The 25,853-nt window shown below is 48.2% G+C and carries 42 protein-coding genes; 40 read left to right on the top strand and 2 right to left on the bottom strand.

The annotated features are described in order from the left end of the window. Positions 1-9: 9 nt before the first annotated feature. The 37 genes from rplD (at position 10) to LQV63_RS24920 (ending at position 21,939) form a co-directional block, all read left to right on the top strand. A complete protein-coding gene (rplD, locus tag LQV63_RS25100) occupies positions 10-633 on the top strand; it encodes a 50S ribosomal protein L4 (protein WP_019420697.1) in 624 nt (207 codons plus the stop codon). Next, on the top strand, positions 633-923 hold the full coding sequence (rplW, locus tag LQV63_RS25095) for a 50S ribosomal protein L23 (protein ID WP_019420698.1): 291 nt from the start codon (positions 633-635) through the stop codon (positions 921-923). Before rplD ends, rplW begins: the two co-directional genes overlap by 1 nt. Positions 924-956: 33 nt before the next feature. Beyond that, entirely contained in the window at positions 957-1,787 is an 831-nt protein-coding gene (rplB, locus tag LQV63_RS25090) for a 50S ribosomal protein L2 (RefSeq protein WP_233698716.1), read from the top strand. A 71-nt stretch (positions 1,788-1,858) separates the two neighbouring features. Next, a complete protein-coding gene (gene rpsS, locus LQV63_RS25085; RefSeq protein ID WP_019420700.1) occupies positions 1,859-2,137 on the top strand; it encodes a 30S ribosomal protein S19 in 279 nt (92 codons plus the stop codon). 34 nt (positions 2,138-2,171) lie between these two features. Next, positions 2,172-2,504, top strand: coding sequence for a 50S ribosomal protein L22 (gene rplV / locus LQV63_RS25080; protein WP_019420701.1), 333 nt, complete (start codon positions 2,172-2,174; stop codon positions 2,502-2,504). A 13-nt stretch (positions 2,505-2,517) separates the two neighbouring features. Continuing rightward, positions 2,518-3,183, top strand: a complete 666-nt coding sequence (gene rpsC / locus LQV63_RS25075; protein ID WP_019420702.1) for a 30S ribosomal protein S3 — start codon at positions 2,518-2,520, stop codon at positions 3,181-3,183. A 2-nt stretch (positions 3,184-3,185) separates the two neighbouring features. Further along, the gene (gene rplP / locus LQV63_RS25070) at positions 3,186-3,620 is read left to right on the top strand and encodes a 50S ribosomal protein L16 (RefSeq protein WP_019420703.1); all 435 of its coding nucleotides are present in this window, start codon (positions 3,186-3,188) and stop codon (positions 3,618-3,620) included. Then, the gene (rpmC, locus tag LQV63_RS25065) at positions 3,610-3,810 is read left to right on the top strand and encodes a 50S ribosomal protein L29 (RefSeq protein ID WP_019420704.1); all 201 of its coding nucleotides are present in this window, start codon (positions 3,610-3,612) and stop codon (positions 3,808-3,810) included. Before rplP ends, rpmC begins: the two co-directional genes overlap by 11 nt. Before the next feature lie 62 nt (positions 3,811-3,872). Then, entirely contained in the window at positions 3,873-4,139 is a 267-nt protein-coding gene (gene rpsQ / locus LQV63_RS25060) for a 30S ribosomal protein S17 (protein WP_019420705.1), read from the top strand. Between the two features lie 35 nt (positions 4,140-4,174). Next, positions 4,175-4,543 carry a 50S ribosomal protein L14 gene (rplN, locus tag LQV63_RS25055; protein WP_019420706.1) on the top strand — a complete coding sequence of 123 codons (369 nt, stop codon included), beginning with the start codon at positions 4,175-4,177 and terminating at the stop codon, positions 4,541-4,543. A 39-nt stretch (positions 4,544-4,582) separates the two neighbouring features. Then, the gene (rplX, locus tag LQV63_RS25050) at positions 4,583-4,933 is read left to right on the top strand and encodes a 50S ribosomal protein L24 (protein WP_019420707.1); all 351 of its coding nucleotides are present in this window, start codon (positions 4,583-4,585) and stop codon (positions 4,931-4,933) included. A gap of 27 nt (positions 4,934-4,960) precedes the next feature. Further along, a complete protein-coding gene (gene rplE, locus LQV63_RS25045; protein ID WP_019420708.1) occupies positions 4,961-5,503 on the top strand; it encodes a 50S ribosomal protein L5 in 543 nt (180 codons plus the stop codon). 87 nt (positions 5,504-5,590) lie between these two features. After that, complete coding sequence (locus LQV63_RS25040; RefSeq protein ID WP_005544535.1) at positions 5,591-5,776, top strand: type Z 30S ribosomal protein S14; 186 nt, start codon at positions 5,591-5,593, stop codon at positions 5,774-5,776. A gap of 32 nt (positions 5,777-5,808) precedes the next feature. Beyond that, positions 5,809-6,207 (top strand): 30S ribosomal protein S8, encoded by a 399-nt coding sequence (gene rpsH, locus LQV63_RS25035; protein WP_019420709.1) that lies wholly within the window; start codon positions 5,809-5,811, stop codon positions 6,205-6,207. A gap of 33 nt (positions 6,208-6,240) precedes the next feature. After that, on the top strand, positions 6,241-6,783 hold the full coding sequence (gene rplF, locus LQV63_RS25030) for a 50S ribosomal protein L6 (protein WP_019420710.1): 543 nt from the start codon (positions 6,241-6,243) through the stop codon (positions 6,781-6,783). A 64-nt stretch (positions 6,784-6,847) separates the two neighbouring features. Next, positions 6,848-7,216 carry a 50S ribosomal protein L18 gene (gene rplR / locus LQV63_RS25025; protein WP_019420711.1) on the top strand — a complete coding sequence of 123 codons (369 nt, stop codon included), beginning with the start codon at positions 6,848-6,850 and terminating at the stop codon, positions 7,214-7,216. Between the two features lie 27 nt (positions 7,217-7,243). Further along, complete coding sequence (gene rpsE, locus LQV63_RS25020; RefSeq protein WP_019420712.1) at positions 7,244-7,741, top strand: 30S ribosomal protein S5; 498 nt, start codon at positions 7,244-7,246, stop codon at positions 7,739-7,741. 13 nt (positions 7,742-7,754) lie between these two features. Continuing rightward, entirely contained in the window at positions 7,755-7,940 is a 186-nt protein-coding gene (rpmD, locus tag LQV63_RS25015; RefSeq protein ID WP_019420713.1) for a 50S ribosomal protein L30, read from the top strand. A 91-nt stretch (positions 7,941-8,031) separates the two neighbouring features. Continuing rightward, positions 8,032-8,472, top strand: coding sequence for a 50S ribosomal protein L15 (gene rplO / locus LQV63_RS25010; protein ID WP_019420714.1), 441 nt, complete (start codon positions 8,032-8,034; stop codon positions 8,470-8,472). Beyond that, positions 8,472-9,770, top strand: a complete 1,299-nt coding sequence (gene secY / locus LQV63_RS25005) for a preprotein translocase subunit SecY (protein ID WP_019420715.1) — start codon at positions 8,472-8,474, stop codon at positions 9,768-9,770. Before rplO ends, secY begins: the two co-directional genes overlap by 1 nt. 144 nt (positions 9,771-9,914) lie before the next feature. Then, positions 9,915-10,559: an adenylate kinase gene (locus LQV63_RS25000; RefSeq protein WP_019420716.1), complete on the top strand. Its 645-nt coding sequence runs from the start codon at positions 9,915-9,917 to the stop codon at positions 10,557-10,559. 5 nt (positions 10,560-10,564) lie between these two features. Beyond that, positions 10,565-11,317: a type I methionyl aminopeptidase gene (gene map / locus LQV63_RS24995; protein WP_233698715.1), complete on the top strand. Its 753-nt coding sequence runs from the start codon at positions 10,565-10,567 to the stop codon at positions 11,315-11,317. 10 nt (positions 11,318-11,327) lie between these two features. Next, complete coding sequence (locus LQV63_RS24990) at positions 11,328-11,639, top strand: KOW domain-containing RNA-binding protein (protein ID WP_233698714.1); 312 nt, start codon at positions 11,328-11,330, stop codon at positions 11,637-11,639. Between the two features lie 2 nt (positions 11,640-11,641). Continuing rightward, positions 11,642-11,857 (top strand): translation initiation factor IF-1, encoded by a 216-nt coding sequence (infA, locus tag LQV63_RS24985; protein WP_006676514.1) that lies wholly within the window; start codon positions 11,642-11,644, stop codon positions 11,855-11,857. Between the two features lie 100 nt (positions 11,858-11,957). Then, a complete protein-coding gene (gene rpmJ / locus LQV63_RS24980) occupies positions 11,958-12,071 on the top strand; it encodes a 50S ribosomal protein L36 (RefSeq protein ID WP_003333770.1) in 114 nt (37 codons plus the stop codon). Between the two features lie 18 nt (positions 12,072-12,089). Next, on the top strand, positions 12,090-12,458 hold the full coding sequence (gene rpsM, locus LQV63_RS24975) for a 30S ribosomal protein S13 (RefSeq protein ID WP_019420720.1): 369 nt from the start codon (positions 12,090-12,092) through the stop codon (positions 12,456-12,458). 16 nt (positions 12,459-12,474) lie between these two features. Beyond that, positions 12,475-12,870, top strand: a complete 396-nt coding sequence (gene rpsK / locus LQV63_RS24970; protein ID WP_019420721.1) for a 30S ribosomal protein S11 — start codon at positions 12,475-12,477, stop codon at positions 12,868-12,870. Positions 12,871-13,007: 137 nt separating this feature from the next. Further along, entirely contained in the window at positions 13,008-13,952 is a 945-nt protein-coding gene (locus LQV63_RS24965; protein ID WP_019420722.1) for a DNA-directed RNA polymerase subunit alpha, read from the top strand. Between the two features lie 33 nt (positions 13,953-13,985). Next, entirely contained in the window at positions 13,986-14,351 is a 366-nt protein-coding gene (rplQ, locus tag LQV63_RS24960) for a 50S ribosomal protein L17 (RefSeq protein WP_019420723.1), read from the top strand. A gap of 97 nt (positions 14,352-14,448) precedes the next feature. Next, the gene (gene truA / locus LQV63_RS24955) at positions 14,449-15,249 is read left to right on the top strand and encodes a tRNA pseudouridine(38-40) synthase TruA (protein WP_019420724.1); all 801 of its coding nucleotides are present in this window, start codon (positions 14,449-14,451) and stop codon (positions 15,247-15,249) included. A gap of 227 nt (positions 15,250-15,476) precedes the next feature. Then, positions 15,477-15,914 (top strand): 50S ribosomal protein L13, encoded by a 438-nt coding sequence (rplM, locus tag LQV63_RS24950; RefSeq protein ID WP_019420725.1) that lies wholly within the window; start codon positions 15,477-15,479, stop codon positions 15,912-15,914. Between the two features lie 21 nt (positions 15,915-15,935). Continuing rightward, positions 15,936-16,328 (top strand): 30S ribosomal protein S9, encoded by a 393-nt coding sequence (rpsI, locus tag LQV63_RS24945; protein ID WP_019420726.1) that lies wholly within the window; start codon positions 15,936-15,938, stop codon positions 16,326-16,328. Positions 16,329-16,483: 155 nt separating this feature from the next. Continuing rightward, on the top strand, positions 16,484-17,704 hold the full coding sequence (locus tag LQV63_RS24940; RefSeq protein ID WP_233698713.1) for a DUF2264 domain-containing protein: 1,221 nt from the start codon (positions 16,484-16,486) through the stop codon (positions 17,702-17,704). Positions 17,705-17,937: 233 nt separating this feature from the next. Then, positions 17,938-18,630: a phosphoadenylyl-sulfate reductase gene (locus tag LQV63_RS24935; RefSeq protein ID WP_233698712.1), complete on the top strand. Its 693-nt coding sequence runs from the start codon at positions 17,938-17,940 to the stop codon at positions 18,628-18,630. A 56-nt stretch (positions 18,631-18,686) separates the two neighbouring features. Continuing rightward, positions 18,687-19,862, top strand: a complete 1,176-nt coding sequence (sat, locus tag LQV63_RS24930; protein ID WP_019420729.1) for a sulfate adenylyltransferase — start codon at positions 18,687-18,689, stop codon at positions 19,860-19,862. Positions 19,863-19,973: 111 nt separating this feature from the next. Next, on the top strand, positions 19,974-20,738 hold the full coding sequence (gene cwlD, locus LQV63_RS24925; protein WP_019420730.1) for an N-acetylmuramoyl-L-alanine amidase CwlD: 765 nt from the start codon (positions 19,974-19,976) through the stop codon (positions 20,736-20,738). Positions 20,739-20,811: 73 nt separating this feature from the next. Then, entirely contained in the window at positions 20,812-21,939 is a 1,128-nt protein-coding gene (locus LQV63_RS24920) for an Mrp/NBP35 family ATP-binding protein (protein ID WP_233698711.1), read from the top strand. A gap of 49 nt (positions 21,940-21,988) precedes the next feature. Here the strand turns inward: LQV63_RS24920 and gerD are convergent, their stop codons facing one another. After that, complete coding sequence (gene gerD / locus LQV63_RS24915; protein ID WP_019420732.1) at positions 21,989-22,672, bottom strand: spore germination lipoprotein GerD; 684 nt, start codon at positions 22,670-22,672, stop codon at positions 21,989-21,991. Positions 22,673-22,844: 172 nt separating this feature from the next. Here gerD and LQV63_RS24910 point away from each other — a divergent pair, with 172 nt between their 5' ends. Continuing rightward, the gene (locus LQV63_RS24910) at positions 22,845-23,438 is read left to right on the top strand and encodes a KinB-signaling pathway activation protein (RefSeq protein ID WP_019420733.1); all 594 of its coding nucleotides are present in this window, start codon (positions 22,845-22,847) and stop codon (positions 23,436-23,438) included. Positions 23,439-23,467: 29 nt separating this feature from the next. Here the strand turns inward: LQV63_RS24910 and pdaB are convergent, their stop codons facing one another. Further along, the gene (gene pdaB, locus LQV63_RS24905) at positions 23,468-24,271 is read right to left on the bottom strand and encodes a polysaccharide deacetylase family sporulation protein PdaB (RefSeq protein ID WP_233698710.1); all 804 of its coding nucleotides are present in this window, start codon (positions 24,269-24,271) and stop codon (positions 23,468-23,470) included. 252 nt (positions 24,272-24,523) lie between these two features. Between pdaB and LQV63_RS24900 the strand changes: the two genes are divergently transcribed. Together LQV63_RS24900 and LQV63_RS24895 are read left to right on the top strand one after the other, a co-directional pair. Then, positions 24,524-25,096 carry a stage II sporulation protein M gene (locus LQV63_RS24900; protein WP_233698709.1) on the top strand — a complete coding sequence of 191 codons (573 nt, stop codon included), beginning with the start codon at positions 24,524-24,526 and terminating at the stop codon, positions 25,094-25,096. A 171-nt stretch (positions 25,097-25,267) separates the two neighbouring features. Beyond that, positions 25,268-25,492 carry a hypothetical protein gene (locus LQV63_RS24895; RefSeq protein WP_026010986.1) on the top strand — a complete coding sequence of 75 codons (225 nt, stop codon included), beginning with the start codon at positions 25,268-25,270 and terminating at the stop codon, positions 25,490-25,492. Positions 25,493-25,853 lie beyond the last annotated feature (361 nt).

Here is a 25,853-nt window from a genome sequence, read left to right as displayed (position 1 = left end):
GAGCTCAGAATGCCTAAAGTAGCAGTATACAACATTAGCGGCGCGCAAGTCGGCGAGATTGAATTGGCCGACACAGTATTCGGTATCGAACCGAATAAACACGTGCTTCATGATGCGGTTGTTATGCAGCTTGCATCGATGCGTCAAGGTACGCACAAAGTTAAAACCCGTTCCGAAGTTCGCGGCGGCGGTCGTAAACCTTGGAAACAAAAAGGAACAGGCCGTGCGCGTCAAGGTTCTATTCGTTCGCCACAATGGAAAGGCGGCGGAGTCGTATTTGGACCAACGCCACGCAGTTATGCCTTTAAGCTTCCTAAGAAAGTACGCCGTTTGGCGATTAAATCCGCATTGTCTTCTAAAGTATTGGCAGAGCAAATCATCGTATTGGATGCATTGGCTATGAACGCGCCGAAGACTAAAGAATTTGCGGCGATCTTGAACAATCTGAAAGTGGATCGCAAAGCGCTTGTTGTGCTCCCTGAGTACAATGACAGCGTGGCACTCTCCGCTCGCAACATTCCTTCGGTGAAGTTGGTTGCAGCAGACGGTGTTAACGTATATGATGTTCTTCGCCATGAGAAGCTCATCATTACGAAAGATGCGGTTCAGAAGGTAGAGGAGGTGTTCGCGTAATGAAAGACCCTCGCGATATCATTAAGCGTCCCATTATCACTGAGCGCACAGCTGACATGATGAACGACCTGAAATACGTATTTGAGGTTGATATCCGTGCGAATAAGACGGAAATCAAACAAGCTGTTGAGCAGATTTTCAAAGTGAAAGTAGCGAACGTGAACACGCTTCGCGTGCCAGCAAAGCCTAAGCGCTATGGCCGCTACTCTGGTTATACTTCCGAATGGAAGAAAGCATTCGTAACGTTGACGAAAGACAGCAAGCCGCTCGAGTTCTTCGAAACGGTATAAATACACGACTTGTAAAGTAAGGAGGGAAAACTAGTGCCAATCAAAAAGTACAAACCGACATCCCCGGCTCGTCGTGGTATGAGCGTGTCTACGTTCGAAGAAATTACGACAAGCACACCGGAGAAATCGTTGCTTGCACCTTTGAGCAAGCAAGCAGGCCGGAACAACCAAGGTAAAATTACGGTTCGCCATCATGGCGGAGGACACAAGCGTAAATACCGTATTATCGACTTCAAACGCAACAAGGATGGCATTCCAGGCCGCGTTGCTACAGTTGAGTATGATCCAAACCGTACTTCCAACATCGCTTTGATCAACTATGCTGACGGTGAGAAGCGTTACATCATCGCACCGAAAGGCTTGAAAGTAGGCGACGTTATCGAATCGGGTTCGGGTTCGGACATCAAAATCGGTAATGCATTGCCGCTTGAGAACATTCCAGTGGGTACAGTTATCCACAATATCGAGTTGCAACCGGGTAAAGGTGGTCAGCTGGTTCGCGCCGCTGGTACGGAAGCCCAATTGCTCGGTAAAGAAGAAAAGTATGTAACGGTTCGTTTGTCTTCTGGTGAAGTTCGTAAAGTTTTGAGAACTTGCCGTGCGACAATTGGTTCCGTTGGTAACGGTGACCATGAGCTTATCAAAGTCGGTAAAGCAGGACGCAGCCGTTGGTTGGGTAAACGCCCAGTCGTTCGCGGTGTCGTCATGAACCCAGTTGATCACCCACACGGTGGTGGTGAAGGTCGCGCGCCGATCGGTCGTAAGTCTCCTATGTCTCCATGGGGTAAACCGACACTTGGTTACAAAACGCGTAAAAAAGGTAAGCATTCCGATAAATATATTGTTCGTCACCGCACGAAATAATATTTCACGGATTGAATACGAAGTGGCGTAACATGCGCAAGTATAAGGTCTCGTGAAGGGAGGATTCACACATGGGTCGCAGTTTGAAAAAAGGACCATTCGTCGATGGTCATCTGATGAAGAAAGTTGAAGAGTTGAACGAGTCCAGCAAGAAAGTTGTTGTTAAGACTTGGTCCCGTCGTTCTACTATTTTTCCTCAATTCATCGGCCACACATTCGGAGTCTATGACGGCCGTAAACACGTGCCTGTGTACGTAACGGAAGATATGGTCGGACACAAGCTTGGCGAATTCGCGCCAACGCGTACGTACAAAGGTCATGATGACGATAAGAAAACGGGCAGACGATAATTTTGAGATATAGCATTTGAGGGGAGGTACTTCCATGCAAGCGAAAGCACATGCGAATAATGTTCGCATTGCTCCACGCAAAGTCAAGCTCGTTATCGACTTGATTCGCGGTAAAGAAGTGGGCGAAGCAATCGCAATTTTGCGCCACACGCCGAAATCGGCGTCCCCAGTGGTGGAGAAATTGTTGAACTCGGCAATTGCCAATGCAGAACATAACTACCAAATGGACGTGAACAAACTTGTTATTGCGCAAGTGTATGCGAACCAAGGGCCAACGATGAAACGTTTCCGCCCACGCGCTATGGGACGTGCAAGCCGCATCAACAAGAGAACTAGCCACATTACAATCGTGGTATCTGAGAAATAAGGAGGGATAACGTGTGGGCCAAAAGGTAAATCCAGTCGGACTTCGAGTTGGTATTATCCGTGACTGGGAATCCAAGTGGTATGCTGAGAAAGACTTCGGCGCATTACTGATCGAAGATGTTAAAATTCGTGAATTCCTTAAAAATAGATTGAAAGATTCAGCCGTTTCCAAGATTGAGATTGAACGCGCGGCTAACCGCGTTAACGTCACAATCCACACTGCTAAGCCGGGCATGGTCATCGGTAAAGGTGGTTCCGAGGTTGAAGCTCTTCGCCGTGAAGTAACGAAAATTGCTGGCGGTAAGAAAGTGCACATCAACATTTCGGAAATTAAAACTCCAGATTTGGACGCTATTCTGGTTGCTGAAAGCATTGCACAACAGTTGGAACGCCGTGTTTCATTCCGTCGTGCATTGAAACAAGCAATTCAACGTTCCATGCGTGCAGGCGCAAAAGGGATTAAAACTGCAGTTAGCGGTCGTCTGGGCGGTGCTGAAATCGCTCGTTCGGAAGGATATAGCGAAGGGACAGTGCCACTTCATACGCTTCGCGCCGACATAGACTACGGCACAGCTGAAGCTCATACAACTTACGGCCGCATCGGCGTAAAAGTATGGATCTATCGTGGAGAGGTACTTCCTGCGGCTAAGAAAAAGGCTGTTGAGGAAGGAGGCAACTAATCATGTTGGTACCTAAACGTGTCAAACACCGTAAGCATCAAAAAGGCCGCATGAAAGGTCAAGCTAAGGGTGGCACGACGTTGAACTTCGGTGAATACGGTTTACAAGCTATGGAACCTACATGGATTACGAACCGTCAAATCGAAGCTGCCCGTATTGCGATGACTCGTTACATCAAACGTGGCGGTAAAGTATGGATTAAAATTTTCCCTGACAAACCAGTAACGGCGAAGCCGCTTGAGGTTCGGATGGGTAGCGGTAAAGGTAACGTCGAGAAATGGGTGGCTGTAGTTAAGCCAGGTAAGATCATGTTTGAACTTTCTGGTGTCCCTGAGGATGTAGCACGCGAAGCAATGCGTCTTGCTGCTCATAAGCTGCCGATCAAGACGAAGTTTGTGAAACGCGAAGAAATGGGTGGTGAAGCAAATGAAAGCTAGTGAATTCCGCAACTTGACCACTGCTGAACTTGAACAAAAGATTGCCGGATTCAAGGAAGAACTCTTCAACCTCCGTTTCCAATTGGCTACCGGACAGCTTGACAACCCAACTCGCATCCGTGACGTACGTAAAGCGATTGCCCGTGCAAAAACGGTTGTTCGTGAAAGAGAACTTGGGATTACCAGTTAATTGACCTTGATGTCAATTTCGGAATATAGACATCCTGTATCCAGGAAGGAGGCTTTACACTCATGAGTGAAGAACGTAACGCTCGTAAAGTGCAGATCGGAAAAGTCGTTAGCGACAAAATGGACAAAACAATCGTAGTTGCGGTTGAGACGTACAAGAAGCATAACCTGTACCACAAACGCATCAAATATACGAAGAAGTTCAAAGCGCATGACGAGAATAACGAAGCAAAGATCGGCGATACAGTTAAAATCATGGAGACGCGTCCGTTGTCGAAAGACAAGCGCTGGAGACTCGTTGAAGTCGTAGAAAAAGCAGTACTCGTTTAATGGACGGATAGTTTCACCGAAAGGAGGACAATCGAATGATTCAGCCATTTTCACGCTTGGCGGTAGCAGACAACTCTGGTGCGAAGGAACTGATGTGCATTCGCGTGTTGGGCGGTACTGGACGTAAAGCAGCTCACGTTGGTGATTTGATCGTATGCTCCGTAAAACAAGCAACACCAGGCGGCGTTGTCAAAAAAGGTGACGTTGTAAAAGCGGTTATTGTTCGTACAAAGCGCGCTGTTCGTCGTAAAGACGGTTCTTATATCGCATTTGACGAGAACGCAGCGGTTATCGTGAAAGAAGACAAGGGCCCTCGCGGGACTCGTATTTTCGGACCTGTTGCTCGCGAGCTTCGCGAAAAAGATTTCATGAAAATCGTTTCCCTGGCTCCGGAAGTTATTTAATCAACTTGCCCGCCAGGCAAGACTCAGGAGGTGTGACACATGCCACGATTGAAGAAAATTCTCGAGTCGCATAACAATAAATTGCACGTGAAAAAAGACGACACGGTTATCGTCATCACGGGTAAAGACAAAGGCAAAAAAGGCCGCGTTATCGCAGCTTACCCTCGTGAGAACCGCGTTCTTGTAGAAGGCGTAAACATGGTGAAGAAGCATCAGAAGCCTAACGCTATGAACCCACAAGGCGGCATTCTCGAGCAAGAAGCGCCAATTCATGCATCGAACGTTATGCACGTGGATCCGAAGTCGGGTAAAGTAACGCGCATCGGTTACAAAGTAGTGAACGACAAAAAAGTGCGCGTAGCGAAACGCTCCGGCGAAATCATCGACTAACGCTTACGGAAAGGAGGTCCTTTTTACATGGCAGCTCGTTTGAAAGAACGTTATTTAAACGAAATTACTCCTGCGTTGATGCAGAAGTTCAACTATACATCTGTTATGAAAGTTCCAAAAGTGGAGAAAGTCGTCATCAACATGGGTATGGGTGAGGCTGTTCAGAACTCCAAAGTATTGGATACAGCGGTTGCTGAACTGCAACAAATCGCTGGTCAAAAACCAGTTATCACACGCGCGAAGAAGTCTATCGCAGGCTTTAAACTTCGTGAAGGAATGCCGATTGGTGTGAAAGTGACACTGCGCGGTGAGCGTATGTATCACTTCTTGGACAAATTGTTCAATGTTACGCTCCCTCGTGTCCGCGACTTCCGCGGTATCTCGAACAAAGCGTTTGACGGCCGCGGCAACTACACACTTGGTCTGAAGGAGCAAATTATCTTCCCTGAGATCGAGTACGATAAAGTAGATAAAGTGCGCGGTATGGATATCGTCATCGTAACGACGGCGAATACGGATGAAGAGTCCCGCGAACTGTTGACGCAACTCGGCATGCCTTTCGTGAAGTAATTCGCGCAGGACGGTTAAGATTGTGAAACGGACGGAGAGCATTCGTTCCGAATACATCGACACAAATCTCTAGGAGGTGTCAACTACGTGGCAAAAACTTCGATGAAAATCAAGCAACAACGCAAACCGAAGTTTGAAGTACGGGCATACACGCGCTGTGAGCGCTGTGGTCGTCCGCACTCTGTATTACGTAAGTTCAAAATTTGCAGAATTTGTTTCCGCGAATTGGCATACAAAGGCCAGATTCCTGGCGTTAAAAAAGCTAGCTGGTAATCAACCCTGTTGCGGGAAGGAGGTTTACACTAATGGTTATGTCCGATCCGATTGCAGATATGCTTACACGCATTCGCAATGCAAACACAGTACGTCATGAAACGGTGGAAATGCCAGCTTCGACGATGAAGAAGCAAATTGCTGAAATCTTGAAGCGTGAAGGTTTTATCCGCGATGCAGAATATATCGATGACAACAAACAAGGTATGATCCGCGTTTTCCTGAAATACGGTGCAAACAACGAGCGTGTTATTACAGGCTTGAAGCGCATCAGTAAACCAGGCTTGCGCGTGTACACGAAATCCACAGAGGTTCCACGCGTATTGGGCGGTCTCGGTATCGCAATTATTTCGACGTCTAAGGGCGTTATGACAGACAAAGAAGCTCGCCAAGCAAAATCTGGTGGCGAGGTAATCTGCTACGTTTGGTAAACCATTCGCATAAGATTGGAGGTGCAACAACACATGTCTCGTATTGGTCGCAAGCCAATTAACGTGCCAGGTGGCGTAACTGTCACTCTGGATAACAGCGTTATTACTGTAAAAGGACCGAAAGGAACATTGACGCGTGAACTTCATAAAGACATGAAAGTGTCCGTTGAAGAAACTCTCATTTCCGTAGAACGTCCTTCTGATAATAAAACTCATCGTTCGTTGCACGGAACTACTCGCAGTGTTATCAGCAACATGGTGAATGGAGTAACGGAAGGTTTCTCCAAAACTCTGGAGTTGGTCGGTGTAGGTTACCGTGCGAACAAGTCCGGCGACAAGCTCGTCTTGAACGTTGGATACTCCCATCCGGTTGAAATTACACCGGAAGCTGGCATTGAGTTCGAAGTGCCTGCTCAAACAAAAATTATCGTTAAAGGCATCGACAAAGAGCGCGTTGGTGCATACGCAGCGAAGATTCGTTCTGTACGCGAACCTGAGCCTTACAAAGGTAAAGGGATTAAGTACGAAGGCGAACGTATTATTCGCAAGGAAGGTAAAGCAGGCAAGAAGAAATAAAATCTTGCCTAGCTCACTTACCTTAGTAGCTTGACGGTCAAACTGAAGGGAGTGAAACAATCAGATGATTACGAAAGCCGATAAAAACAAAGCTCGTTTGAAAAGACACCTTCGTGTCCGTAAGAAAATTGAAGGAACGACAGAACGTCCGCGTTTGAACGTATTCCGTTCCTCTAAACATATCTACGCTCAGCTTATCGATGATGTTAAAGGTGTAACAATCGCATCTGCATCAACGATGGACAAAGAGCTTAATGCCGATATCAAAAACGGCGGTGACGTCGAATCGGCACGCAAAGTGGGAGAATTGATCGCGAAACGTGCAAAAGCACAAGGTTACGAAACAGTCGTATTCGATCGCGGCGGTTACTTGTATCACGGACGTATTCAGGCGTTGGCTGACGCGGCACGCGAAGCTGGCCTTGAATTCTAATGAATTCAATCGAAGGAGGTAGACGACTTGCGAGTTGATCCAAACACGTTAGAACTTTCTGAAAAAGTTGTTCAAATTAACCGCGTAGCTAAAGTCGTAAAGGGCGGACGCCGCTTTAGCTTCAGCGCACTCGTAGTTGTTGGAGATGGCAATGGTTGGGTCGGCGCAGGAATCGGTAAAGCATCCGAAGTACCTGACGCTATCCGCAAAGGCATCGAAGACGCAAAGAAAAATCTGATTCATGTTCCGTTTGTTAACACGACAATCCCTCACCAAGTTATGGGTCAGTTCGGCGCTGGTAAAGTTCTCTTGAAACCAGCTTCCGAAGGTACAGGGGTTATCGCTGGCGGTCCTGTTCGCGCCGTGTTAGAGTTGGCAGGTGTAGGCGATATCTTGACGAAATCGCTTGGTTCCTCGAACTCTATGAACATGGTTAACGCAACGCTTGAAGGTCTGTCCCGTCTTAAGACGGCAGAACAAGTAGCGAAATTGCGCGGCAAATCCGTTGAAGAACTGTTAGGATAAGGAGGGGACAAAGATGGCGAAATTGCAAATTACCCTCGTTCGCAGTCTGATCGGTCGCCCGCAAACTCAACGTAGCACGGTGAACACATTGGGCTTGCGCAAAATGAATCAGACGGTTGTTCATAATGACAACGATGCGATCCGCGGAATGGTCAATCAAGTGAAACATCTGGTTGAAGTAAAAGAAATCGAAGCATAAGGTTCTCTACTGCATGCTTCTATTCAACTGCTCGAAACATGTACAACAATTAATGATGAATGCATAAATATTTAAGGAGGTGCGTCGAACGATGAAGTTGAATGAACTTTCTCCGGCACCTGGTTCCCGCAGCGTACGTAAGCGCGTTGGCCGTGGTATCGCGACAGGAAATGGGAAGACATCTGGCCGTGGTCATAAAGGTCAAAATTCTCGTTCCGGCGGTGGTGTTCGTCCAGGCTTCGAGGGTGGACAAAACCCACTGTACCGTCGTTTGCCAAAACGCGGTTTCATCAACCCTACTCGCAAAGAGTATGCGGTTATTAACGTGACGGAATTGAACCGCTTTGAAGCAGGCACGGAAGTAACTCCGGAATTGCTGATGGAACAAGGCATCGTGAAAAACCCAATGAGCGGAATCAAAATTTTGGGTAATGGTGAATTGTCCGTTAAATTGACGGTCAAAGCAAATAAGTTCTCTCAATCTGCGGTAGAGAAGATCGAGGCTGCCGGCGGTAAATCCGAGGTGATCTAATGTTCAAGACCGTATCGAATATATGGCGAGTCGAGGATCTGAGACGTAAGATTTTATTTACACTCATGGTCTTGATCGTATATCGCGTCGGTTCCTTCATTCCGGTTCCTGGCGTAGATACTTCGGTCTTTGCTTCAGCAAACCAAGGAACGGACCTGTTCAGCCTGCTGAACACGTTCTCCGGTGGTGCGTTGTTCAAGTTTTCCATCTTTGCGCTCGGTATCATGCCGTACATTACGGCATCCATTATCGTGCAGCTTCTAACCATGGACGTCATTCCAAAGTTTGCGGAATGGGCGAAAGAAGGAGAAGTCGGCAAACGTAAGCTAGCCCAGATTACGCGCTACGGCACGATTATTTTGGGATTGATTCAAGCATTCGGTACAGCGATTGGATTTAACCGTATGTATGGCATGGAATTGGTTCCGGGAGCCACATTTGCGGATTATATTGTAATCGCCATTGTACTGACTGCCGGTACGGCCTTCTTGATGTGGCTTGGTGAACAAATCACAGAGAAGGGCATCGGGAACGGCATCTCGATCCTAATCTTTGCGGGTATCGTTGCGGGAGTCCCTACGCATATCGGCGAGATTTATCGTTCGCAATTTATCGATGGCAGCGGACAAATGTTCCTGAACATCGTCAAAATGATTCTAATCGCGTTGTTCATCGTGTTGATAGTGGTCGGTGTTATCTTCATTCAGCAAGGTAACCGCAAAATCCCGGTGCAATACGCAAAACGTGTTGTTGGTAACAAAATGTACGGCGGGCAGAACACGCATATTCCACTCAAAGTAAATGGCGCTGGCGTTATTCCGGTCATCTTCGCAGTATCGCTGTTGATGTTCCCAATTACGATTGCGCAGTTCTGGGCGGATAAGCCGTGGGCCAAATGGGTAATCACCCACATGTACTATGACAAGCCGCTTGGCATGGTCTTGTACGTGCTGTTGATTATCGGGTTCACGTTCTTCTACACGTTCGTTCAATTGAACCCGCAACAAATGGCGGATCAAATGAAAAAGAACGGCGGATACATCCCGGGCATTCGTCCTGGGAAAGCGACTGCTACGTATTTGACTCGGGTTATGTCCCGCATTACGTTGGCAGGTGCACTATTCCTGGCGCTTATCTCTATCTTGCCTGTGTTCTTCGGAGCACTTGCCGGATTGCCGCGTTCCGTTCAAATCGGTGGTACTTCAATTCTCATCATCGTCGGCGTTGCGCTGGATACGATGAAGCAAATTGAGAGCCAATTGATTAAACGCCATTACAAAGGTTTCATCAACAAATAGGCGATAGGTACTGATGAAGCCAAGAACGGCTCATCGGCACCTATTGTGCTGTTTCTTGTAGGGCAGAGGCTTAACGAATGGCATCGAAGCACCCCACTTCCGACGAAGTTAAGCCTGTGCTTACAGTAAAGGGAGTGACATTCGATGAACATTCTATTCATGGGGCCTCCTGGGGCAGGAAAAGGAACGCAGGCCGAACGTATCGTTACACAATTCGGCATTCCACACATTTCGACCGGTGACGCGTTCCGTGCAGCAATGCGCGAGGGCACACCCATCGGATTGAAAGCGAAAGAATACATTGATCAAGGTCTGCTCGTTCCAGATGACGTTACGGTCGGCATCGTGCGCGAACGTCTCGCGCAGCCGGATTGTGAACAAGGCTTCCTGTTGGATGGATTCCCGCGTACTTTGGCGCAAGCCGAAGCTCTGGATGAAATTTTGGAACAATTGAATCGCAAGCTGAATCACGTCATCGACCTGAGTGTTGACCGCAATTTGCTGCTGGCACGTCTTACGGGACGACGCATTTGCAAATCTTGCGGCGCGACGTACCATGTCATGTTTAACCCGCCAAAACAAGAGGGCGTTTGTGATAAATGCCAGGGCGAATTGTACCAGCGTTCGGATGATTCCGAAGAGAAGGTTGGCACGCGTCTTGACGAATATATCAACAAAACGGCTCCTTTGCTCGAATATTATGAGAACAAAGGTTTGTTGCGTCAGGTTGACGGGGAGAAGGAAATTGATACGGTGACATCTGAAATCGTATCTTTACTGCGAGGTTAAACCAAATGATCATTTGTAAGTCCGAAGTGGAACTAGGCTTCATGAGGGAAGCTGGACGAATTGTAGCGGAAACGCATCGTCTTCTGGCTAAATCGATTGAGCCGGGCATAACGACTCGTGAACTCGATTCAATCGCAGAAACGTTCATTCACAGTCAAGGAGCGACACCTTCGTTCAAGGGCTATAATGGTTTTTCTGGCAGCATTTGCACATCAGTTAACGAAGAACTGGTACACGGCATTCCCGGCAAACGCAAATTAAACGAAGGCGACATCATCAGCATCGATATCGGTGCGGAATACCGCGGGTATCATGGCGACTCGGCTTGGACCTACGGGGTTGGTGCCATTTCGGAGTCGGCTCAGCAGTTGCTTGACGTAACCGAGCAATCGCTGTTTGCGGGACTCGCTTTGGTAAAGCCAGACGTTCGTCTGTACACGATATCCCACGCGATTCAACGCGTTATCGAAGATGCAGGTTTTTCCGTCGTGCGGGAGTACGTCGGGCACGGGGTCGGTGCGGAGCTTCATGAAGAGCCGCAAATCCCGAACTACGGTATCCCGGATCGCGGCCCGCGGCTCAAACCGGGCATGACGTTGGCGATTGAGCCGATGGTCATTGCCGGAGAACGACACGTCAAGACGCTCGCGGATAACTGGACGGTCGTGACGGTGGACGGGACGCTGTGCGCTCATTTCGAGCATACAGTAGCTGTGACGCCGGACGGTTGCGAAATTTTGACGAAGCTGGTTGAGTAGGTGAACTTACATGAATGAAGTGCGAGAACCACGTCTCGGCCAATTCGTCAAGGTGCTTCGAGGTCGTGATGCCAGCAAGTATGCAGTCATCATTGGCATTGAAGAATCGCGCTACGTCAAGATAGCGGATGGGGACAAATGTAAGTTTGACCAGCCTAAACGAAAAAACTTGCTTCATCTCGAATTGCAAACCGCAATGAGTCATGAAGTTGTCCAAAGTTTAAATGAAAGCGGTCGGGTAACCAATAGCAAGCTTCGTTACGTTATATCGAAGTTTGCCGAGGAACAAGCCGCTCAGCATGCTGAACAGAGAGGAGAATGACGGTGGCCAAAGAAGACGTAATTGAAGTGGAAGGTACGGTCATTGAGCCGTTGCCGAATGCGACGTTTCGGGTTGAGTTGGAGAACGGTCATCAAATTCTTGCCCACGTTTCCGGAAAGCTGCGGATGCACTTCATCCGTATCCTGACGGGGGACAAAGTGGTCGTGCAACTGTCGCCATATGATTTGAGCAAAGGTCGCATCACTTATCGGAAGTAGCACTCGGCTCGTTCCGAGCAGCGCTTGCATGCACTTGCAGACCGTTCGACGCGTCAGAAGACGGTTTGACGTGCAACTTGAGAACTGGGAGGTATTCAGCATGAAGGTAAGACCTTCTGTTAAGCCAATTTGCGAAAAATGCAAAGTCATTCGACGCAAGGGCAATGTTATGGTAATCTGTGAGAATCCAAAGCACAAACAAAAACAAGGATAAGAAGGGGGTGTAGCGTAAATGGCTCGTATAGCTGGTGTAGACTTGCCACGGGATAAACGCGTTGAGATCGCCTTGACATACATTTTTGGTATTGGTAAAACAACTTCTAAAAAAGTAATCACTGAGGCTGGCGTTAACCCTAATACTCGCGTTCGCGATTTGACGGAAGACGAAGTGAACAAAATTCGTGAGCTGATTGACAAAACGGTAAAGGTTGAGGGTGACCTTCGTCGTGAGATCTCTCTGAACGTGAAACGTTTGGTTGAAATCGGATGCTATCGTGGTATCCGTCATCGTCGCGGATTGCCTGTTCGTGGACAACGTACTAAGACAAATGCTCGTACACGTAAAGGCCCTCGTCGTACGGTAGCGAACAAGAAGAAGTAAGGGGGGATAAGTAGCAATGGCTAAACCAAAAAAAGTCGTACGTACTAAACGTCGTGACCGTAAAAATATTGAGACCGGTGTGGCACACATCCGTTCTACGTTTAACAACACGATCGTAACTATCACGGATCCACACGGCAACGCAATTTCTTGGGCTAGTTCCGGCGGTTTGGGCTATAAAGGCTCTCGTAAATCGACGCCATTCGCAGCTCAAATGGCTGCTGAGTCCGCTGCTAAAGCAGCAATGGAACATGGCATGAAGTCGGTTGAAGTTATGGTTAAAGGACCAGGCGCAGGTCGTGAAGCTGCCATCCGTTCCTTGCAAGCTGCAGGTTTGGAAGTTAGCATGATCAAAGATGTAACGCCAATCCCGCACAACGGCTGCCGCCCACCAAAACGTCGTCGCGTTTAATGATGGCACACCGATGCGTGTAGTATTAAGCTAGCGCCTGTTGGGAATAATGGTTGTTTAGGCATACTGCATGAATCGACCGACCTTAGGTGTTTGACGTTGATAAACGCCAGCGACGTTTGAAGGAGGGTTATACAGTGATTGAGATCGAAAAGCCGAAAATTGAGACCGTTGACGTCAATGAGGAAGGCACATACGGCAAATTTGTCGTAGAACCATTAGAGCGAGGATACGGAACAACGCTGGGCAACTCCCTGCGCCGTATTCTGCTCTCCTCGTTGCCGGGCGCGGCAGTGACGTCTGTTCAAATCGACGGCGTCTTACATGAGTTCTCGACGATTCCAGGCGTCTATGAAGACGTTACTGAAATTATCTTGAATTTGAAGTCCTTGTCGCTGAAAATCCATTCTGATGAAGAGAAAGTTCTCGAAATCGATGCGGAAGGCGACGGGGTTGTAACGGCTGGCGATATTCGAGCGGATAGCGATGTGGAAATTTTGAACCCGGATCTCCGCATTGCGACATTAGCACAAGGCTCCAGACTCCACATGCGAATCTTCGCAAATCGTGGACGTGGTTACGTTCCTGCGGATCGAAACAAACGGGAAGACCAACCTATCGGGGTTATCCCGGTAGATTCGATTTACACACCGATTTCGCGTGTAAACTACAGCGTTGAAAATACGCGTGTAGGTCAAGTAACCAACTACGACAAGTTAACCCTTGAAGTGTGGACGGATGGAAGCATTCGACCAGAAGAAGCGGTGAGCCTCGGCGCGAAAATTTTGACGGAGCATCTGATGCTCTTCGTCGGATTGACGGATGAAGCGAAAGACGCAGAAATCATGGTCGAAAAAGAGGAAGACAAGAAAGAGAAAGTGCTTGAGATGACTATCGAAGAGCTCGATCTCTCCGTTCGTTCCTATAACTGCTTGAAGCGTGCAGGCATCAATACGGTTCAAGAGCTGATTACGAAGACCGAAGAAGATATGATGAAGGTTCGCAACTTGGGCCGCAAGTCTTTGGAGGAAGTTCAAGAGAAGCTCGAAGAACTCGGATTGGGCTTACGCATGGAAGACTAAACGGGACTTGGCTTAGAAGGAGGGGAAATAGCAATGGCATACCAAAAGTTAGGTCGCGATTCCAGTGCCCGTAAAGCATTGTTCCGCGACTTGGTAACTGACTTGTTCTTGTATGAGCGCATTCAAACGACAGAAGCGAAAGCGAAGGAAGTTCGTTCCATCGCTGAAAAACTAATCACGTCTGCAAAACGCGGTGATTTGCATGCTCGTCGTCAAGTGGCTGCATTCGTGCGCCGCGAAACGTTGAATGGCGAACAAGACGCAATTCAAAAGCTGTTCTCGGAGCTAGCACCACGTTATGCTGAGCGTCCGGGCGGATATACGCGCATTTTGAAACTTGGTCCTCGCCGTGGCGACTCCGCGCCTATGGTGTATTTGGAACTGGTTGACCGCGCGTAATCGCGGTGATGTCACACGTACGATAACGACGCATTTTGCGGCGTGAAGGAAGGCTCCCCCTGAGGAGCTTTTCTTTTTATCGGGAGGGTTACAACCAATGCGTAACATTGGAATGGTATTAAGCTATGACGGGACAGCTTACTGCGGTTTTCAAGCTCAGCCGGAGCTGGATACGGTTCAAGGCCGCATCGAACGCGCGATATACATGCTGACCAACGAACAGACGTCCATTATGGCATCTGGCCGCACAGACGCAGGAGTTCATGCGTACGGTCAAGTGTTCAACTTTACGACCGCATCGATGATTCCTGTCGACCGCTGGTGTCTGGCGTTGAATTCACGATTACCTGATGACATCGTCATTCGAGAAGCCTGGGAAGCGCCGCAGTCATTCCACGCTCGCTACTCGGCGAAACGCAAGACGTATCGTTACTCCATATGTGCAGAACGGCAACCGGATGTGTTCCGCCGGAATTATGAATTCCATTATCACAGACCTCTTGATATGACAGCCATGCAAGAGGCAGTCCGCTATTTTGTTGGAGAGCATGACTTTACTTCTTTCGTTTCGCCGAAATCGACGAAAACGTCCAATGTGCGTACCCTTTACACCGCTCGGTTGGATATTGAGCCAAGTGAGACAGGGGAAGAGGGCAGGGGCCGCCTTCATTTGGAACTGACCGGAAACGGATTTCTATACAATATGGTGCGCATCATTGCAGGGACACTCTTGCGGGTTGGCGAACGAAAGCTCATTCCGGCTGATATTCCACGCATTTTGGAAGCTAAGAGTCGAAAAGCCGCCGGTCCAACTGCAGTACCCCACGGACTTACACTCTGGCACGTGGATTACAATGGAGAAGAACAGTTTCACACGGATAACAACGCATCCAAGTGAATCGAAAAAATCCCTTGCAAAAATCGCTTTAATATTGTAAAATAACATTTGTGTTTCTTTAGGCTTCCCACGGCCCCGATAAAGAAATCACACTGCTTGTAGCAGTTTTTAACAAGACATAACATTGAGTTGAACGAATATAGACATGCAACAATGGAATGAACGTTAACAATGAATTTGTAACGCAACTTACTGTTGCGTCAAATGTCATCAGAGGAGGATATTTCATGCGTACCACATACATGGCCAAGCCAGCTGAAGTTGAGCGCAAATGGCACATTATTGACGCTGAAGGTAAGACGCTTGGTCGTCTGGCAAGTGAAGCAGCTGCATTGATTCGCGGCAAACACAAAACAACATTTACGCCTCACGTTGATACAGGTGACTTCGTTGTCATCGTTAACGCTGACAAAATCGTGTTGACTGGCAAGAAATTGCAAAACAAAATGTACTACCGTCACTCCTTCTATCCAGGTGGTTTGAAAGTGACAAGCGCTCAAGAAATGTTGAACAAAAAACCTGAGCGTATGGTGGAACTCGCTGTTCAAGGCATGCTGCCAAAAACGCGCATGGGCAATAAAATGAAACTTCGTGTTAAAGTTTATGCCGGCGTAGAGCACCCACATCAAGCACAACAACCTGAAGTTTACGAACTTCGCGGATAATAGAAAGGGGAGGACAGTTTCATGGCACAAGTACAATACTATGGGACAGGTCGTCGTAAGCATTCGGTAGCGCGCGTTCGCCTAGTACCGGGCGAAGGCCGCATCGTTATCAACAAACGCGACCTTAATGAATACTTCGGTTTGGAAACTTTGAAGCTTATCGTGAAGCAACCGTTGAACCTTACAGAAACACTCGGCAAATATGACGTGTTGGTTCTGGCTCATGGCGGCGGTATCACTGGTCAAGCTGGCGCAATTCGTCACGGTATTTCCCGTGCATTGCTGAAAGCTGATCCAGAGCTTCGTCCGGCTTTGAAAAAAGCAGGCTTCCTGACGCGCGATCCACGTATGAAAGAGCGTAAAAAATACGGTCTTAAAGCAGCTCGTCGTGCGCCTCAGTTCTCGAAACGTTAAGATTGGATTACGAACGGAATCAACCCTCTTACGACTACGGTCGCAAGAGGGTTTTTTGCGTATAACAGATATCATGCTCACAACGCGCCATCATCCGATATAATAAACGTCGAAGGTAGCTTATTTCGGGGATATGAGGGATGGGGGCGAAGAGAATGAAGCGAGAAGGTCAGGACAGGTTGATCAAGACGGATGGCAAGGAAAAATATGCTGAGCAGCGGAATGGAGACGAGCCAGCAGTAGTAGACCGACAATATTGGCTAGAGGTGCTCAATCGGGTAGCGCGTCCCGTATTGATGGCGCTGGCGGAGCGCCGATTGAAGCTTGATATGCCTATCGAGTCCAACGGCGTGGATCGGGAGCACTATACATACCTGGAGGCATTCGGGCGGCTGATGGCCGGAATCGCGCCCTGGCTCGGTTCGGTAGGTGGTCTTGCGGAAGAGGAGCAGCTCCGGCTGGAACTGAGCAAGCTGTATGTGGAAGCTATGGACGCTGCTACTGATCCGAATTCACCAGACTATATGAACTTCGCCGCTGGATACCAACCGATCGTCGATACGGCGTTTCTGTGCCAAGGTGTGCTGCGTGCGCCAGAGGCGCTCTGGAACCCGTTAAGCGAACGGGTCAAGCGCAATGTCATTACAGCGTGGAAGAGCACCCGGATGCGTAAGCCACATTTCAACAACTGGCTGCTGTTCTCCGCAATGATTGAAGCGGCACTATATCATGTTGGCGAAGCGGAATGGGATCCGATGCGGATAGATTACGCATTGAAGCAGCATGAGCAGTGGTATGTCGGTGACGGAATATACGGTGACGGACCAGCGTACCACGCAGATTATTACAACAGCTTCGTGATTCAGCCAATGCTGCTCGATATGCTCCGATTGCTTGGCGATCTGTATCCGGATTGGAACAAGATGAAGCCGAGCGTGTTAAGGCGAGCACAGCGATATGCGTTGCAGCAGGAGCGCAGCATATCTCCGGAAGGAACGATCCCGCCTGTTGGCCGTTCGTTAGCTTACCGCTGCGGCGCATTGCAGACGCTTGCACAGATCGCATGGCTTGATGAACTGCCTGAATCATTGACTCCATCGCAGGTGCGATGCGCCTTGACGGCTGTGATGCGCCGTATGATGGATGCCCCGGGCACTTACACACCAGATGGATGGTTGACGGTTGGATTTTGCGGACATCAACCGGACATCGGTGAGACGTATATCTCGACCGGCAGCCTCTATCTTTGCTCGACTGCGCTTCTGCCGCTCGCCTTGTCCCTGTCGCATCCGTTCTGGCAAGGGGAGGCGGAGTGGACTTCGAAGAAAGCTTGGTCTGGGCAGCCGTTCTCTATCGATTATGCGTTGCATGAATGAGTTTCATTTGTCATATTAGTTTCCTCAACAAGCACACCGATACCTCACGCAGGTATCGGTGTTTTTATACCCAATTTTGATTCACCTAGGGCGATCGCCCGGAATAGGCTGTAATGTCGGTTCAAAATGCAGAAAAAACAAATTGACAAAGATAGGAAACATTCTATAATTATAAAGTATACAAAACATACCAAAATACTATGAATTAAAATGAGTATGCGGAGGATGCAATTATGAATCTGTTGGAAAAGGAAGCGTTCGTAAGTGAGAAAGCGGAACAATTCGAACATGCTGAACCGGAAGAAGTTATTGCTGAGGCTGTTCAAGCCTTTCCGAATTTGACGTTTGCTTGCAGCTTTGGTGCGGAAGATGTCGTCTTAGTCGATATGCTGCAGCGGCTCAGTCCATCAACCGATATTTTCTATCTGGATACGGAGTTTCATTTTGATGAAACGTATAACACCCGTAATCGCATCTCTGAACGTTACGATTTGGAATTTGTTCGCGTAGCCCCTGAACTTTCCCCTGAAGCTCAAGCCGAAGCCTACGGCGATCAATTATGGTTGAATAACTCCAATCTTTGCTGCAACTTGCGTAAAGTAGAACCATTAACAGGAATATTAAGTAAATATGATGCTTGGATTACGGGCATCCGCCGCGATCAAGCGCCGACACGTGCCAATGCGAAGAAGGTGGAGTATGACACCAAATTCGGATTAATTAAATTCAATCCGCTAGCGGCATGGAGTTGGGAAGATGTCTGGAATTACATTCATAGCCATAACGTCATCTACAATCCGCTTCATGATCTCAATTATCCTAGTATCGGCTGCATTCATTGCACACGTGCAGTACAGCCAGGAGAGGACCCTCGTGCAGGGCGTTGGTCAGGAAGCGAAAAAGTCGAGTGTGGACTACACAAATAGAAGTGCGTGTTCAAAAGGAGACTTTTTGAACAACCTCTTGAAGGGAGACTTCAGTTATGACCTCAATTTTGCCTCATGGCGGACAACTCATCAATCGATTCGTTCCAGAACAGGATGTTGAACGGAAGCTCACCGAAGCTAAATTGTTGCCGGAAATACACATCAATCGGCGTACGCTCTCAGATTTGGATTTGATAGGTGTCGGCGCGTTCTCTCCGCTTACTGGATTTATGAATGCAGATGACTATAGGAGCGTCGTAGAACGAATGCGCTTGGCAGATGGTACAGTATGGAGCCTGCCAATCACGCTTGCCGTTCCGGAATACATCGCCGAGACGTTGACGATAGGCTCAACCGCTGCACTTATCGGGGAAGAGGATGGAATCATCTATGGAACGATAGACGTTGAAAGTATATATAGCGTGGACCAGTTAAAGGAAGCCGAACAAGTATTCAAGACGGCAGACTCGGAGCATCCGGGAGTGCAGAAGCTGCTGGAGCGTCCCGATACGTATGTTGGCGGAAACGTACTAGTGCTGCAGCGTGCAAAGCCTGAGCAATTCGAACAGTATTACTTTGATCCCGCTGATACCCGCCGCCTGTTCGAAGAGCGAGGTTGGCGGACAGTTGTAGGCTTCCAGACCCGTAACCCCGTTCATCGGGCGCATGAATATATTCAGAAGAGCGCGATGGAAATCGTCGACGCGTTATTTTTGAATCCGTTAGTCGGGGAGACGAAATCAGACGATGTGCCTGCAGATGTGCGGATGCGCAGCTATGTGAGCCTGCTGGAGCATTATTATCCAGAGGACCGGGTATTCCTCGGCGTATTTCCTGCTGCGATGCGTTATGCGGGTCCGAGAGAAGCGATCTTCCATGCTATCGTACGTAAAAATTACGGCTGTACCCACTTTATCGTCGGCCGTGATCATGCGGGTGTAGGAGACTATTACGGAACGTATGAAGCGCAAGAAATCTTTCGTTTATTCTCCCCTGAGGAACTGGGGATTCAACCGCTCTTCTTCGAGCATAGCTTTTTCTGCATCACCTGCGGTAATATGGCGTCCAGCAAGACGTGCCCTCATCCGAAGGAACAGCATGTGGCGCTGTCTGGAACGAAGGTGCGGGCTTTACTTCGTGACGGCACATGCCCGCCGCCGCAGTTCTCGCGTCCGGAAGTGGCGCGCATTCTTATTGAAGGTATGGCGCAGTCTGTCTCCAGCGACGTGTAGACGAGGAATCCAACTGAATAGAAGGATATCCTTTGAAGCGACGTATATTTGTCCACCCTGTCCCATATAGATGATTAGGAGTCTGTATGGGGGCGGAGGTGGACTTATTTTATGAGTGAAAAGAAGCAGCGAAAGACTTCCATCCTGTGGATACCGCTGCGCCATGTCCGGCAGTGGATCATTAGCATTTGTCTTGTGCTTATCGTCATCGTCATTATGACTGCCGATATGCCAGTTACAAAGACATGGACCTATTGGACAATACCTTTGTCCGGCAAGGTGATCGCCATTGATGCGGGACACGGTGGACCGGATGGTGGAGCGGTAAGCCGGCAAGGAGTCATCGAGAAGGACATTAATCTGTCTATCGCTTTATATTTGCGCGATTACTTGCAGCAGGCCGGTGCAGTTGTCTTCATGACGCGCGAAGGGGACTATGACCTTGCCAATGGGGATACAAAAGGATATGCGAGGCGGAAAGCCGAGGATTTGAAGCAGCGGGTCAGCTTTGTGGAAGAGAAAAAAGCGGATCTTCTCATCAGTTTGCATATGAACAGCATCCCTTCTCAGCGCTGGAATGGGGCGCAAACTTTTTATACGGCGCGCAATCCGGAGAGCGAGCGGCTCGCCAAGTGGATTCAATCGGAAATTCGCCGGAACTTGGAGAATACAGAGCGGGTGGCTAAGCCGGTCGACCGGCGCTTATATTTGATGGATAAGGTAAGTATGCCGACCGCACTCGTGGAAGTCGGATTCCTATCTAATCCGGAAGAATCGCGCAAGTTAGCGGATGAGCAATATCAGCGCAAGGTGGCGGCCTCGGTGTATAAAGGGATTTTGCGATTTATAGCAGGGGAAAACATTGGTAAAAAGTGAGGCTGTGCTATAATAGTATTCGTACATCATTCATCATTTATCAATAGACCTTGATATGAGACGAGGTGCCATCTTGATTACGAAAGAGGAAGTGCTGCAAGCGCTGCAAGGTTTGAAAGAGTCGGTAACCGGACAAGACATGACAAGCATAGGCTGGATTCGAGATATGATGGTCAGAACGGGGGAAGTGAAGTTAACTGCGGTAATCGCCCCTCAGGCTGCGGATGCGGCGGCAAGAGAAGCGTTAACTCAGGAGATTAAGAGCCGTTTGTCCGCATTGTCTATTCAAGATGTTCATGTTCGTATCCGACTTGCTTCTGAACACGAACAGGCTGCAATCGGATTGAAGCCGGCTCAGGATCAAGCCGGTCAAGCTCAGGGGACAGGGCAACCAGCCCAAAATCTAAAAGGACCTCAAGCGGGAGTTGAGCATCCGCTTCTTGATCCGACCTCTGGGGTACAGTTTATCGCTGTAGCTAGTGGAAAAGGCGGCGTCGGCAAATCAACCGTAACGGTCAACTTGGCTGTGGCCTTGGCACGCCTTGGCAAGCGCGTCGGATTGATTGATGCCGATATTTACGGCTTTAGTGTGCCCGACATGATGGGCATTGATGAGCGGCCGGTAGTAGTGGACAATCTCATCATACCGATGGAGCGCTTTGGCGTGAAAGTGATGTCCATGGGATTCTTTGTCGAGGACAACAGCCCGGTCGTATGGCGCGGGCCAATGCTGGGCAAGATGCTCCGTAACTTTTTCCAAGAGGTGGAGTGGGGCGAACTTGACTATGTGCTGCTGGACCTCCCGCCTGGAACCGGCGATGTCGCGCTTGATGTCCATCAGATGATACCCCAGAGCAAGGAAATTATCGTCACTACACCACATTCGACCGCGGCATTTGTTGCTGCAAGAGCAGGGACGATGGCGATTCATACAAAGCATGATATTCTAGGTATCGTCGAGAATATGGCATATCTCGAATGCGGAAAATGCGGCGAGAAGCAGTATGTATTTGGGCGCGGAGGCGGCGCGAAGCTGGCAGAAGAGCTTCACGTCGACCTGCTCGCGCAGATTCCGCTTGGAAGTACGGACAACCACCCTTCCGAACGGGAGTTCGCACCTTCTGTATATAAAGAAGAGTCCGTCATTGGAGCGCAATACATGGAATTGGCCAGAAGTGTAGATCATCGATTAAAATCATAACGGCGTGAAGAGGGATGCCATCGCGGCTCCCTCTTGTTTTGTAAGCGCTCTAGGATCCGGAGCCACTATCGCTGCCGCCATCATCGTCGCCGCCTCCACCACTGCCCTCGCTACTGCCGCCTTCCTTCTGTTCTCCGCCTTTTCCTTTCTTACCGCCTTTTTCCTTCGGCTGCAGCTCTTCCTTTACAACTTTACTTAATAAATCCATAACTTCGAGTCTGAAGATGGGACTGCTCATCGAATCCTTGACGACCGCCATCAGCTGCTTGCGGTACTCCGGGGTCTTCATCATGTCTAAATATGACTTCATCATGTCAGGGGATTTAATAATATCTCCGACGGATTGCTGATAAGCGGGATCCTTAATCAATTCTTTATGAATTTGTTTATTTTCTTTACTAACGACTTTCGCGAATTCACCGGCGAATTTCGGGTCAGTCATCACTTTTTCTACCGTTTGCTGATAATCAGGTGAAATGAGTGTATCCTTTACGGCCGTCCGGATTTGTTCTTGCTGCTGCATATTTAAGGATTTCATTTGCATCCCGCCGCCGGATGGGGACGACTGTATGGCTTTTTGCGCTTCTTCTGTCTTGAGGATGTCCACCACCATGGTCTTTAGATCCTTATAATCCATTGTATTGCTCGAAGCTTGCTGTTCCATGCCACAGGCGGATAGGAGCGTGATGAACATGGCGCCAACCAGCGTAAGACGAATGAATCTTGACTTCATGGAATAGGCCCTCCTTTCTGTCCTGAATGGACGCTGCGCGTTCAATAAAATCCGCTGCAAAATCCGTCCTTCACGCGTAGTATGGCAGAGGAATTTATGAATTATGTTTGACAGCGATAGTTTTTTGCTGAGAAGATTGGTAAAATAATGAACATTGTGGAGGTGGAGCGCCTTGAATTTGAAAAAATGGTCTTATTTATTCTGGACGACACTATGTCTAGGTGGAGCGATTACACTTATTATTGGTCTCTCCTTACAGGTGTTCCAACAAGAGTTTTCTAATTTTAACGGTCCAGTGGATATTATGCTGAATGTGCTGCAGCTGATACTAAGCGGTTGTATGATCAGCGTATATTCGCAGATGGGTTTCTTTGCCTATTTGACGCTGAATTACATCGCTCTCGGTATTTTTAAGAAGGCGTGGCCGTACGTTCAAGTTCTGCTTACAGTTATCGTGTGGCTGGACTTAATGTTCCTTCGCACCTTGCTCGCAGGTGACGCTGTAACGAACGGTGTAAATGACATTATTCTCGGTATCGTCGTGCTGCTGGTTGCGCTTGTCGTTGCTTATTACAAAGTACGGGCGACGAATCGTTCCGCGTTCATTCCGACGGTATTCTTCATGATTGCGGTTACGACTATCGAAACGTTGTCAGCGCTTACCATCGGCAACATGGCTACGTGGTTCGTCTATATTCCGCTTGCGGCATGCAATGCGTACCAAATTCTCATCTTGCACCGCATTCTGGACAAAAAAGAAAGCTGACGGAGGTCCGTCAGCTTTCTTTAGTTGGGCTACATTCCCGCCGCATCGTGCAAATGCTGATTCATCGTAGATTGGTCTTGAATGGTTTTACTTTTCAATTCCGTCTGCTGAATGAGTTCGGATACGGTGACGAATTCATAGCCTTGCGCGCGAAGCTGATCGATGATGGCCGGAAGGGCTAGATGGGTCTGCTTGCACGAATCGCTTGCATGCAGCAGCACGATATCGCCAGGGTGCGCTTTCTTAACGACACGATTTACGATCGTGTCCACGCCGGGATTTTTCCAATCCAATGAATCGGTATCCCATTGAATAACCTTATAATTCAGACTGTTAGCGATGCGAAGGACTCGTTTGTCGAAATCACCGTTCGGCATCCGAATCAAGTTCGGCGCTTTGCCGGTTACATCTGACAAGATCTGGTGTGCGGTCGCAATCTGCTTGCGGATTTCTTCATCGCTTAGGCTGCTGTAGTTTACATGCTTGTGCCCGTGGCTTCCAACCTCGAATCCTGTATCGACTATCTTTTTCACCATATCGGGATGGGTCTTGCTCCAAGGGGAGGAGAGAAAGAATGTTGCTTTCTTAACCCCCTTCTCCTCAAGGATCTTAAGAATAGGCTCTGTCCGCTTGTCCCCCCAGCTAATGTCGAAGGTGAGCGCGATAAGCTTTTTATCCGTGGGCACACTGTAAATGGCAGAAGGACTCCCTTCTGAAAATACGGTGATGTTGTCACTCTCCACGTAAACGACACCAGCAGCGAATAGCGCGGCGACGACGAGGAAAAAGACGCGTTTCATTTTTTTACCGCTAAATACATAAAAGTAATTCATGACAAAATGCGCTCCTCTCGTTAACGATCAAAAGATTGAACAGGGGGAAGTTACGCTCAAGAACAAGCTGCCATCGTGCAGCTTGTCATGCTTGTTTAATACACTGTATGCTTGGGGTAATAAAATAAGACCGCAGCTTTTCCAATAAGTTCCGTGGTGATCTCCAGGCTTCACTACGCATGGGATATGGGAGAGCAAGGGAAAAGAGAGGGTATAGAAGTTATGCTAAGTCTAGCTTCATGGTGGAACACGTTGAAAGAATTACGCTGGTATTTGCTTGCCTCTGTGGTGATCTTTACGGCTGGCTATGTACTCGGCAACAATTGGAGCGGGCTGGAGCAATTCGTGCTTCAGCAGCTGCAGGGTCTTGAAGGGGCTCGCAATCAATTGATGCAGTCCGATAATCAGGAGCTGTCGTTCTTTGTATTTATTTTTTATAATAACGCCATTAAAGCGGTGTTGATCATGTTTGCAGGCATCGTGTTCGGTCTCATCCCAGCTGGATTTCTTCTAGTAAACGGCATGGTGATCGGATTCTTGCTGCGTGTAATGGAGTCAAAAGGTGTGGATATTGCGGAGCTGGTTGTTAAGGGGTTGCTTCCTCACGGTATTTTGGAAATCCCCGCAATTTTGATTGCCGGAGCTTATGGCATGAAATTCGGTATGCTGCTGTTGAAAAAATGGTTCGGGAAGCGGGAACAGCGAAGAGCGGTGAGTCTAGCGGAATGGACCAAGCGTACAGGTGCCGGTGCGGTATGGGTGACCGCCTTGCTGCTAGTTGCTGCAGTCATTGAGAGCACTGTAACATTGTGGTTAATGAAATAAAATGATTACGTACCGGCCTTGTGATAAAACATCATAAAATTGTGCATAACAGTAAAGCGGTATTCTTTGGCTTCATTGGAAGCCGGCAGCGAAGTCGACGTGAAGCTGAAGAATGTCCGGATTGTTAGAGTCGATGGTGTTGTATTGTCGTTAAGGGAGGCTGCTGCTGTAATGTTAGGTTTTCTGTTTAATGAGAGAGAATGCAAAGAGCTGAGCTACATGCTACGGAAAGAATTAGATGAAATGCTGCTTGATTTGAGTGATAATCGATTGGACGCAGAGGTTCGTCAAGCAATATCCAAACGGTATCGCACCGTCTTCAGGATGTATGCTCGCATTGCTTCGCCGAAGGAACTATCTAAATATGCACGGAATCATCGCATTATTCCTATGTAATTGACATGTAAGTCTAAATGGAACGAAGCGTGGAAATGCGCGTCAGGATATGAATGAAACTGGATTGCATAAAATATCGAAAAATGTGTTGACTAGGCATCCGATTTATGATAAATTATTTCTCGTCCCTTCTAAATCGAGTTTTGAAAAAAACTTGTCGACAGAAGAGAAAACGAAAGTTGAAGAAAAAAACTTTGAAAAAGTTATTGACTTCAACTGAAAGACATGATATATTATAAAAGTCGCCGCTGATACGGCGGTGAGAAAAAGAAAGTAACTAAGAAATTGGTTGCTTGATGAAATAAAGATTGCTCTTTGAAAACTGAACAACGAGTGAAACGTTTGTGTAATAGAGGTTAAC

The organism is Paenibacillus profundus (assembly GCF_021369635.1).
GTDB classification, from domain to species: domain Bacteria; phylum Bacillota; class Bacilli; order Paenibacillales; family Paenibacillaceae; genus Paenibacillus_B; species Paenibacillus_B profundus.
Note: the sequence above shows the minus strand (reverse complement) of the source record. Positions and strands in the feature narration are given on the sequence as shown.

What these genes read in the sequence shown, in the direction of transcription:
- rplD (WP_019420697.1), top strand. Translation starts at nt 10, where the DNA reads ATGCCTAAAGTAGCAGTATACAACATTAGCGGCGCGCAAGTCGGCGAG.
- rplW (WP_019420698.1), top strand. Translation starts at nt 633, where the DNA reads ATGAAAGACCCTCGCGATATCATTAAGCGTCCCATTATCACTGAGCGC.
- rpsS (WP_019420700.1), top strand. Translation starts at nt 1,859, where the DNA reads ATGGGTCGCAGTTTGAAAAAAGGACCATTCGTCGATGGTCATCTGATG.
- rplV (WP_019420701.1), top strand. Translation starts at nt 2,172, where the DNA reads ATGCAAGCGAAAGCACATGCGAATAATGTTCGCATTGCTCCACGCAAA.
- rplP (WP_019420703.1), top strand. Translation starts at nt 3,186, where the DNA reads ATGTTGGTACCTAAACGTGTCAAACACCGTAAGCATCAAAAAGGCCGC.
- rpmC (WP_019420704.1), top strand. Translation starts at nt 3,610, where the DNA reads ATGAAAGCTAGTGAATTCCGCAACTTGACCACTGCTGAACTTGAACAA.
- rpsQ (WP_019420705.1), top strand. Translation starts at nt 3,873, where the DNA reads ATGAGTGAAGAACGTAACGCTCGTAAAGTGCAGATCGGAAAAGTCGTT.
- rplN (WP_019420706.1), top strand. Translation starts at nt 4,175, where the DNA reads ATGATTCAGCCATTTTCACGCTTGGCGGTAGCAGACAACTCTGGTGCG.
- rplX (WP_019420707.1), top strand. Translation starts at nt 4,583, where the DNA reads ATGCCACGATTGAAGAAAATTCTCGAGTCGCATAACAATAAATTGCAC.
- rplE (WP_019420708.1), top strand. Translation starts at nt 4,961, where the DNA reads ATGGCAGCTCGTTTGAAAGAACGTTATTTAAACGAAATTACTCCTGCG.
- rpsH (WP_019420709.1), top strand. Translation starts at nt 5,809, where the DNA reads ATGGTTATGTCCGATCCGATTGCAGATATGCTTACACGCATTCGCAAT.
- rplF (WP_019420710.1), top strand. Translation starts at nt 6,241, where the DNA reads ATGTCTCGTATTGGTCGCAAGCCAATTAACGTGCCAGGTGGCGTAACT.
- rplR (WP_019420711.1), top strand. Translation starts at nt 6,848, where the DNA reads ATGATTACGAAAGCCGATAAAAACAAAGCTCGTTTGAAAAGACACCTT.
- rpmD (WP_019420713.1), top strand. Translation starts at nt 7,755, where the DNA reads ATGGCGAAATTGCAAATTACCCTCGTTCGCAGTCTGATCGGTCGCCCG.
- rplO (WP_019420714.1), top strand. Translation starts at nt 8,032, where the DNA reads ATGAAGTTGAATGAACTTTCTCCGGCACCTGGTTCCCGCAGCGTACGT.
- secY (WP_019420715.1), top strand. Translation starts at nt 8,472, where the DNA reads ATGTTCAAGACCGTATCGAATATATGGCGAGTCGAGGATCTGAGACGT.
- LQV63_RS25000 (WP_019420716.1), top strand. Translation starts at nt 9,915, where the DNA reads ATGAACATTCTATTCATGGGGCCTCCTGGGGCAGGAAAAGGAACGCAG.
- map (WP_233698715.1), top strand. Translation starts at nt 10,565, where the DNA reads ATGATCATTTGTAAGTCCGAAGTGGAACTAGGCTTCATGAGGGAAGCT.
- LQV63_RS24990 (WP_233698714.1), top strand. Translation starts at nt 11,328, where the DNA reads ATGAATGAAGTGCGAGAACCACGTCTCGGCCAATTCGTCAAGGTGCTT.
- rpmJ (WP_003333770.1), top strand. Translation starts at nt 11,958, where the DNA reads ATGAAGGTAAGACCTTCTGTTAAGCCAATTTGCGAAAAATGCAAAGTC.
- rpsM (WP_019420720.1), top strand. Translation starts at nt 12,090, where the DNA reads ATGGCTCGTATAGCTGGTGTAGACTTGCCACGGGATAAACGCGTTGAG.
- rpsK (WP_019420721.1), top strand. Translation starts at nt 12,475, where the DNA reads ATGGCTAAACCAAAAAAAGTCGTACGTACTAAACGTCGTGACCGTAAA.
- rplQ (WP_019420723.1), top strand. Translation starts at nt 13,986, where the DNA reads ATGGCATACCAAAAGTTAGGTCGCGATTCCAGTGCCCGTAAAGCATTG.
- truA (WP_019420724.1), top strand. Translation starts at nt 14,449, where the DNA reads ATGCGTAACATTGGAATGGTATTAAGCTATGACGGGACAGCTTACTGC.
- rplM (WP_019420725.1), top strand. Translation starts at nt 15,477, where the DNA reads ATGCGTACCACATACATGGCCAAGCCAGCTGAAGTTGAGCGCAAATGG.
- rpsI (WP_019420726.1), top strand. Translation starts at nt 15,936, where the DNA reads ATGGCACAAGTACAATACTATGGGACAGGTCGTCGTAAGCATTCGGTA.
- LQV63_RS24940 (WP_233698713.1), top strand. Translation starts at nt 16,484, where the DNA reads ATGAAGCGAGAAGGTCAGGACAGGTTGATCAAGACGGATGGCAAGGAA.
- LQV63_RS24935 (WP_233698712.1), top strand. Translation starts at nt 17,938, where the DNA reads ATGAATCTGTTGGAAAAGGAAGCGTTCGTAAGTGAGAAAGCGGAACAA.
- sat (WP_019420729.1), top strand. Translation starts at nt 18,687, where the DNA reads ATGACCTCAATTTTGCCTCATGGCGGACAACTCATCAATCGATTCGTT.
- cwlD (WP_019420730.1), top strand. Translation starts at nt 19,974, where the DNA reads ATGAGTGAAAAGAAGCAGCGAAAGACTTCCATCCTGTGGATACCGCTG.
- gerD (WP_019420732.1), bottom strand. Translation starts at nt 22,672, where the DNA reads ATGAAGTCAAGATTCATTCGTCTTACGCTGGTTGGCGCCATGTTCATC.
- pdaB (WP_233698710.1), bottom strand. Translation starts at nt 24,271, where the DNA reads ATGAATTACTTTTATGTATTTAGCGGTAAAAAAATGAAACGCGTCTTT.
- LQV63_RS24895 (WP_026010986.1), top strand. Translation starts at nt 25,268, where the DNA reads ATGTTAGGTTTTCTGTTTAATGAGAGAGAATGCAAAGAGCTGAGCTAC.